This window comes from Betaproteobacteria bacterium (assembly GCA_009377585.1).
Lineage (GTDB): Bacteria > Pseudomonadota > Gammaproteobacteria > Burkholderiales > WYBJ01 > WYBJ01.
This window is the reverse complement of record WHTS01000188.1, coordinates 1-7,933: the sequence shown is the minus strand read 5'-3', so window position 1 is coordinate 7,933 and position 7,933 is coordinate 1. Positions and strand designations below refer to the sequence as shown.

Genomic DNA, 7,933 nt, shown 5'->3' with positions numbered 1-7,933 from the left:
TGGAGCTGGCGCTCCTTGTAGTGGCCATCCGGGAAGCTCCTGTGATGCTCGGGTGTTCGAGCCAACTCATCAACGCACGGGGCGCTCCCGCCTCCCCTTACAGTCGACGGTGAGCTCCCGGACGCGCATGCAACGTGTACGCCTTTTCGGGGTTAGCGATGCTGCGAGAGGAAGAAGCGGACCATCTCGGCCGACGCGTCGGGGCCACCGGGGTCGCTATGCGATCCGGCCGGGCTCCCCCCGGACCAGGCGTGGCCGAAGTCATGCAGTACCCAGTGCTCCACCACGGGACGATCGTCGGCGTCGAAGTAGATCGTCCGGGTGTACTTGCGACCGTCCGGTCCTACGCCCGTCCGCACACTATTGCGAAGAGGTGCGTGCAACGAGCGAGTCGACGTGACCTGGGTTACGACCGCCGCACCGTTGCTGTAATTCACGGTCTTGTCAGTGTCGCCGTGAAATACGATGGTAGGCATTCCTGGTGACTCTATGCCGGAGACCGAGCGCGCGCCGCTACCTGAACCTGCTCTCATCGCCCGGAACGCAGATGGAACGTCGTGCGCAGCAGCATACGGCAGACCCGAGTGGCACCCAACGGCAGCGTACAACTCGGGATAGGTGCAACCGAGAACTACAGCCATGGCAGCCCCTGCAGACAGACCGGCCACAAATAGGCGACGCTCGTCTACCTGGTAGTTCCTGGCAACCTCCCGGGTGATTCCCGCAATGATCGCGGGTTCGCCCCGATCCCGCTTCTGGTCCTCGGCTCGGAACCAGTTCCAGCACTTCGAGGCGTTCGCATTCGCATCCTGGGCGGGGTAAACCACGAGGAAGCCGTGCCGCTCGGCCAGGAAATTCATGCGCGTGCCAGCGGCAAAGTCTTCCGGAGATTGCGTGCAACCGTGCAACATGAGCAGCATAGGCACGGGATCCCGTGGCTCTCGCCAATAGCTCGCAGGCACATAGAGCTTGTACGTGCGAGTTCCTGCGCTGCTGGTGTAAGTGTGGCCGAGGAATTCGCCTTCAGGTGTTGTTTCCAGACCCGTCGGCGGGGGGCGCGTGCCATCCCTGGCTTTGGGCGAGGATCGGTTGTATGCCTCTCCGATTTCCGCATTGCTGTCTTGGTGGGGCGGGGACTCCCGAAGCAGACCCGCGCTTGCGAGCGCCTGTTGGATCGTCTGCAGCACCCCCTCCCTCGGATGCTTCGATGGTCCAGTGTGAGTTGCTTTGCGCGCTTCCATGCTGCCGAGAATCTTTTCTTTGAGATCGCGGTACAAGTTCAAGAGGCTCTCCGATGGACTGGCGATGATAGCGGTGCGGACGAACGGTGCGTGCGGTCGCTGCAAACGGGTGCAACGGACATCAGAACGCCGACGCGTCCCGACATCCATGCGTACAACCCAGCAGCGGAGATTATCCGGGAGATGCGGCGCTGCATTCGTGCAATTCGCCGCATGCACAGACTGAGACTCGCGACCCAATGTCGGTGATGCGCGCGTCGCGGCGGCCGGCATCCTGCAATGACCTCGATGCGTCCAATCCGGCATCCCGATGGATGCTGACGCCGTACCGCACGATCAGTTCTCCGGCAAGCCAAGCCGTGATCAGCGAGGGGCGGCCCCGCCGAAGGAAAGGATCATTGTCATTCCCTTGGTGCAGAACCCAGTACACCCGCGGCAAAAATTTGCGCTAGATTTGGATCGCTGCCGCTCAAGCTACGTAAGACAGAACGACACGAAGGGCGGGAAGGACGGTACTGCTTCATTCAGGAAGATCACTGCGACCTCCCCTAATCGGGTCGACTGCAAGGTCGCCGGGTGCGTGCAAGCTGACATCGCTCTGATCGGATTTGGTCGCTTTGGGGATTGACCTAGATGTTTTCATCAGGCGGACAGTCTTAACCCATATTTGCCCCGACAACAGGCTGGTCGTCGTAGACCGTTTTCGGGGAGTGAAGTAGATCGGCATCGTTCCGGCATCCTTCGTTTATGCCCGCACGCTCCAGCGCGATCAGGCAATTCTTAACCCCACGCTCAACGAGAAAGCCCCGCCGAAGCGGGGACTTCCGAGAATCGATACCTTGCATCAATCGCCGGGCGGCTTCGGCTTGGTCTTGTCTTTCCCGCTGCCAGGCGATTGACCCGTATCGCTGCCGCTGAACTTGTCCGCGTCTTTGGTTCGCTTGGCGTCTGTCTTTCTGGCATTTGTCCAAGGCAGACCCCGAGAGCCCCTCACAACTCGCCATGGGGCTTCGTGGCGGAACCCGCGTCGGTCTGAGCGATAGTCGCTGTGGGTAGTGCGAAACAAAGAACGGCTGTAGTTATGGCGATGATCTTAGGCATGAGGATCCTTTCGGCGATAAGTATTGGCGCTTGTGATTTGAACGCATGCATCTGCATGCGTCGTGCCCGGGCACAATCGGTGCATTTCCGACTGCGGCCAACTCATCCCAAGCAGCTGGCGCATGATACCCACCCAGGCTGACCATGAAACGATATCGAGTTGTCGGGCCGGTGTTCTATCTGGACCCATCGGGACAAAGTATCGCTATCCCCCTGGGAATGTGCGTTGATGTCGAATGGGCGGACGGCAATGCTGAGATATTTATGCGATGGAGAACACTGCACGGGCAAGCGCAACAGCAAACCATCTCCGCCGCGCTATGGGCGAAGTTTGTAAACGTTCATATGGATCCGGAGGCGCTCAATATTTACATGGATGGTTTTCATTTCTACAACGGAGACATGAAAGCCCAGATGGAAGCTCACCACTACTGCTCGGCGGTGAACGACGACGTGAACCAGTGCGTCATCTTCGACGGCAACGGGCGCGACGCGAAGATCATGGGTGTCGAGTACATCATCAGCTCGAAGCCGTTCGAAACGTTGCCGGCTGAAGAGAAAAAGCTTTGGCACAGCCATGTGCATGAGGTGAAAAGCGGGCAGCTGGTCGCGCCTGGAATTCCGCAGAAAGCCGAGCATGAATTCATGAAAAAGATGATTGGCACCTACGGGAAGACCTGGCACACCTGGCATACCGATCTGAAGCTCACGCTGCCGACAGGTCATCCGCTGCTGATGATGGGCTTCACTGCCGATGGCCAGGCAAACGAGCAGATGGTCGCGGAGCGTGACAAGCGCTTCGACATAAAGTCTGAGGAAAAACGAAAGGATCGCGAAAGCATCGCTGCACCGGCCATTTCTCATGGCGCCGATGCGTGGCAGCAGGCCGATGTCGTGCAGCTCACGCTGCAGCCGCTCGCGACGGGGGCCCCGGTACCGCATTCACACAGGGCTGCGCCATCGGACAGAACACCAGCCAAGCAGCCGCCGGAATCCCAATGACCGACCTTGACTGTTGACCGCGTCGGCGCGCATACCGCTTCCCGCGTAACCGTCGGCTGGATGAGCGGAGCGCCTTGCGCATTACTTCGGCGCGACACAGAACCGCGAAGCCGGTCTCGGCACCAGTCTACGTCACGCGTCGGATCACCGCAGGGTGCTTGTTCTTCCGATAGCACCCGAGCCGTGCTCCTTCGCATATACCTTCGTGAATTCCGCGCCGAGGAGAAAGATCTGAGCGGAGTAGTACACCCAAATGAGCAGTACAACGAGCGAGCCTGCCGCGCCGAACGCCGACGTGACGCCGCTCTTACCCAGATAGAGACCAATGCCGAACTTGCCCATCTCGAAGAGCGCCGCTGTCACCACAGAGCCTATCCACACGTCGCGCCATGCGATCCGGATCGTCGGCATGAACTTGTAGATCATGGCAAACAGAAGGCAGCTAAGTGCCAGGGACGATGTGAAGTTGATGAGTTGTAGCAAAGTTTCCCAACCCTTGAAGTGGCTCCCCCACCAATTTCCCAACGCCGCCACTGCGGCACTGAACACCAAAGAAACCAACAGCAGGAAGGCGATACCCAGCACGATTCCAAACGAAAGCAGCCTTGTTCGAACGAACTCCCAGATGCCGCCCGACCGACTCTCGGTCGGAACATGCCAGATGCGATCGAGCGAGTTCTGGATCTCCGCCAGTACCGTTGTCGCGCCGAATAGAAGCAGCCCAATGCTCACGAGCGCTGCAAAGGAACTGGTTTTCGGTTCACTTGCACTCTTGATGAGTCCTTCCACCACCACCGCGCCCTCGTGTCCCATGAGTCCTTGGAGCTGTGAGACGATCTCGCCCTGTACCGCGTCACGACCAAATATCAGGCCAGCGACTGAGATCACGAGAATCAACAGGGGTGCCAGCGAGAAAACCGTGTAATAGGCGATCGCCGCCCCCATGCTGGACGCGGAATCGTCGACCCATGCTAACAACGCTTGGCGGATGAGTGACCCAATATCGCGTGGCGACAACAAGAGCTTGCCCCCAGCGCGCCGGGACAACGTGGTTTTCATGGTTCGGTCCGGCTTTCTCGTGGAGGGCAACTATATGCAATTGGTACACCCTGCCGATGACTCTTGATGGACGAGATGCCCGACCGCGGCCTCAGGGACCGACCCCATTTTCGAGTCTCTCCGGAGCACTCAGCTCTTCCCGTCTGCTGCTTCACACTGCTGTCAGCATGAACCGGCCTGCCCATCCTCGGAGCCGCTGTCATAACGTCGGCGACTCAGAGGTGAACGGTAGATGCGGTCGCGTTCCCGGGCCACCTTTTTGCTATGCACGATTGATTTCCAATTTCAATACACAGTCCGTTGTCTGGAGGAGCAAGTGATGGAAGCTTCAATGCACCCGGGCGTTCCGCCGGCGCGGCTCGACGCCGACTCGATGCGATTACCCTTGGCCGCCGTATCATGGGGCGCCGTCCTAGCCGGAGCATTTGTGGCCGCGGCGCTGTCGCTGATATTGCTCATTTTGGGCACGGGCTTGGGTCTCACGGCGGTTTCTCCATGGAGCGACGAGGGTGCTTCAGCCAAGACGCTGGGCGTTGCGGCCATTGCGTGGATGATGTTCGTTCACCTAAGCTCATCCGCGCTCGGAGGTTACATCGCGGGCCGGTTGCGCACGCGATGGGCAGATGTACAGAGCGATGAGGTGTACTTCCGCGACACCGCGCATGGATTGGTTGCGTGGGCCGTCGGCATCGTTCTGGGTGCAGCCTTGCTTTCTTCGGCAGCTACAGCGGTGGTGGGGGGAGCGGCAAAGGCCGGGGCGGCAGTTGCCGGTACGGCAGCAGCGGGCGCGGCTGCCGGTGCACCATCTGCGGACGGCACCGAAATCGACGTGACTTCTTATGTCGTTGATGGCTTGTTCCGCTCGGATCGTCCTCGCGAGGCTGACGATGCCTCGGTACGACAGGAGGCCGGACGGATTATCGCCAATGGATTGCACCAGGACCTGACTCCGAGCGACAGAAGCTACCTTACGGGGCTCATCAGTGTCCGAACAGGTCTGCCGCAACCAGAGGCGGAAAAGCGATTGACGGAAGCAATGACCCAGGCAAGAGCCGCAGAGGCGAAGGCGCGGGAAGCGGCGGATGCGGCCCGTAAAGCGCTCATACATTTGTCCATCTGGACATTTCTGGCGCTTTTGATCGGAGCATTTGCTGCTAGCTATGCTGCGACCATAGGCGGTCGCCAGCGCGACAACGCGAATCTGCGGTCAGCAGTGTAGAAGAGTAGGAGAAACGACATGCGTTCTATTTTACTTTGGGCAGTCGGCGTACCCATCCCGATCATCATTCTGATCGCGCTACTTACTTAATTAGTAGGTGAGCAGACGGGATACTGCTTCGGGCCAACTTCCGCTTCTGACCGCGAACAGTCAATCGTGCACTGATGATGGTTTGAATGCAGCTATTGAGGTGACGCATGGATTCCAAGGATGTCAGCGAGCCTATTTCGAAGGCTCCTCGGGGTCCAGGTGCTTCGCCAGTTCCATGGCGTCGTGCAGCACCCGGCCAATGACAACCAGATCGTCCTCGATCCGATAGATCAGGAAATGCCTGGGCCGGCGCACGATGCCTGTTGTCGCGCGTGCGCGCTCCCTGCTGAGACGCAGGTGCCAAGAGCGTACTCCCTTGCCAAGCTCCGGACGCTCGATGCTGCCGGCTCGGTGCGGTTGATCAGAAATGTCACGCAACGCGGTCACGACCAGGGCTTCATAACGCTTACGGGCCGCTTCACCGAACCGTTCGTGTGTCCAGGCCAGAATGGCGACGAGGTCGGCATGCGCTGCAGCGGATAGCCGATAGCGGGCCATCAACCCGTCTGTGCCCGATCGATGGCCTGCCGTCCCAGTTGTCCGATGAAGTCTTCAAGCTGATCATCGGCGAGATCGGTGTAGCGGCCGGCGGCGATGTCGGCCCAGCCCTTGTTGGCCGCTTCCTTCAGCAGCTTGAGCTTGACCGCCTCGAGCCGTTCGCGCTGCTCGATCAGGCGCAGGCCTTCGCGCAGCACTTCGCTGGCGTTCTGGTAGCGCCCTGATTGCACCAGGGCTTCGACGAAATCGTGTTGATGCGCGCTGAGCACTACGTTGCGTGTCGGCATGGTCGGTGATTCCCGATTGAAGGTAGCCTGAGCATAGCGGAGTTGGCGTATTATGCCAATCAAGCTGGCGGCCCATATAGGAATCGTCCTTGTAATTGGGTGAGTTGATCGCCGACCTGGAGACATCCATGCCCGGCGTCCATGAACTCGCCGCGCTGATGTTCAGGCACGGATTACCTTGCCCGAGTCTGTCCGGCAGGCCTTGGGCGTAACGACCGGCGATAAAGTGGCGTTTGAGGTGCGAGACGGCGAGGTCATCCCCACCCGTGCCGAGGCCGAGCACGAAATCCAGGGATCGGCGCATTCCTGGAAGCCGACGTCCGCAAGGGCAGGAACATCGGAACGCTCTCGAAGGAGTTCCCCCGAGCCATCCTCGCCAACACACAAGTTTCGATGAAGACATGGAGGGCGAGGTGGCGCTCTAATGCGCACCGTGCGTGCTGTGTTATTCCATGAGTGCACCACAACTTTAGAAGCTCGATGCAGCGGCCGAGCGCGCGCGGTGCGGCGAGCCGAAAGGCTTCAAGCCGCCGGATGCTGTGTGGCTAGGCGGGGGACTCGTGGCTGTTGACGGAATCCCCTGGACCGCAGTGGACTCCTCCTGTACCGCCGCTTAGGCTGTGTGTCAGAATCAGTCCACAACGCAGTCCATACTTGGAGTTGCGTCGTGCGATAGGTTTTCATAGTCAACGAGTTAGGGTTCGGGTGCTGTTCTCTTCACCCGCTCATTTGACGTTCCAAGGAAGGCCAGCGAGTTCCATGGAGAGCTGAAAATGGGGGGCTGCGGTCTCCGTCTACGTTCTCGGGATGTTCCACCGAAAGCCTCCGGAGGCTGGCGGAAGCCAGCACTGTTGATGTTCACTCCGAACTGACCCAGGGTTGGGTCAGTTCTTGGTGGACATCAACACGTAGGTTTCGCGAGACTTGGTGAAGCCGGAGAGGGTATCGAGGCAACACCGATGTGGACGGATCTGCTCGTAGCCGTCGTTCCATCGCGGCACCCGTTGCTCGCGCATAAGCGGGTTGCGCTTCGAGACGTTGTGAACTATCCGCTCATCCTGGCCCCATCCCCAAGCGAGCGAAGGATGGTATCGTCAGATCGAACGAATATTGCGTACAGTCAACGTGCCACCCGTCATAGCCGAGTACGTCGGTTCGCACGATCTCTTGCTCGCACTCATTGCGGCGTGTCGCTGATCGGCATAAAGGAGCCGGGGATGATCGGCATATTGGAGCCAGGTTAGGCGGGTGAAACGGACATCCCGATGGGGTTAAGGATGCGTGGATTTGGTGGCTGACGGAGGTGATTTGGGCGCTCGGTACGATTGGCCATCGAGCACGAGGCAGTAGGCGTTGTGGCGCAATCGATCGAGGGTGGCTGAGGCGAGCAGCCGATTGGCGGGGAAGGCCTGATCCCACTCGGTGAAGTCGAAGTT

At 59.5% G+C, this 7,933-nt stretch carries 7 protein-coding genes and 2 pseudogenes; 4 read left to right on the top strand and 5 right to left on the bottom strand.

From position 1 onward, the window contains the following. Window positions 1–152: 152 nt before the first annotated feature. Window positions 153–1,241 carry a PHB depolymerase family esterase gene (locus GEV05_29645; protein ID MPZ47449.1) on the bottom strand — a complete coding sequence of 363 codons (1,089 nt, stop codon included), beginning with the start codon at window positions 1,239–1,241 and terminating at the stop codon, window positions 153–155. Window positions 1,242–2,561: 1,320 nt separating this feature from the next. On the opposite strand from GEV05_29645, the gene GEV05_29640 reads away from it, so the two are divergent. Next, the gene (locus GEV05_29640) at window positions 2,562–3,344 is read left to right on the top strand and encodes a DUF1264 domain-containing protein (protein ID MPZ47448.1); all 783 of its coding nucleotides are present in this window, start codon (window positions 2,562–2,564) and stop codon (window positions 3,342–3,344) included. A 144-nt stretch (window positions 3,345–3,488) separates the two neighbouring features. Here GEV05_29640 and GEV05_29635 read toward each other — a convergent pair whose 3' ends face one another. Next, window positions 3,489–4,403 carry a YihY family inner membrane protein gene (locus GEV05_29635; protein MPZ47447.1) on the bottom strand — a complete coding sequence of 305 codons (915 nt, stop codon included), beginning with the start codon at window positions 4,401–4,403 and terminating at the stop codon, window positions 3,489–3,491. A gap of 373 nt (window positions 4,404–4,776) precedes the next feature. Between GEV05_29635 and GEV05_29630 the strand changes: the two genes are divergently transcribed. Continuing rightward, a complete protein-coding gene (locus GEV05_29630; GenBank protein ID MPZ47446.1) occupies window positions 4,777–5,622 on the top strand; it encodes a hypothetical protein in 846 nt (281 codons plus the stop codon). A 222-nt stretch (window positions 5,623–5,844) separates the two neighbouring features. On the opposite strand, the gene GEV05_29625 is transcribed toward GEV05_29630, so the two are convergent. Beyond that, window positions 5,845–6,210, bottom strand: coding sequence for a type II toxin-antitoxin system RelE/ParE family toxin (locus tag GEV05_29625; GenBank protein ID MPZ47445.1), 366 nt, complete (start codon window positions 6,208–6,210; stop codon window positions 5,845–5,847). After that, window positions 6,210–6,497 carry a type II toxin-antitoxin system ParD family antitoxin gene (locus GEV05_29620; protein ID MPZ47444.1) on the bottom strand — a complete coding sequence of 96 codons (288 nt, stop codon included), beginning with the start codon at window positions 6,495–6,497 and terminating at the stop codon, window positions 6,210–6,212. Before GEV05_29620 ends, GEV05_29625 begins: the two co-directional genes overlap by 1 nt. A gap of 128 nt (window positions 6,498–6,625) precedes the next feature. Here GEV05_29620 and GEV05_29615 point away from each other — a divergent pair. Continuing rightward, window positions 6,626–6,922: pseudogene (locus tag GEV05_29615) on the top strand (AbrB family transcriptional regulator). 462 nt (window positions 6,923–7,384) lie between these two features. Beyond that, window positions 7,385–7,741, top strand: a pseudogene (locus GEV05_29610) (hypothetical protein). A gap of 27 nt (window positions 7,742–7,768) precedes the next feature. Here GEV05_29610 and GEV05_29605 read toward each other — a convergent pair. Continuing rightward, the coding region (locus tag GEV05_29605; GenBank protein ID MPZ47443.1) for an ATP-binding protein at window positions 7,769–7,933 on the bottom strand (165 nt) is incomplete at its 5' end.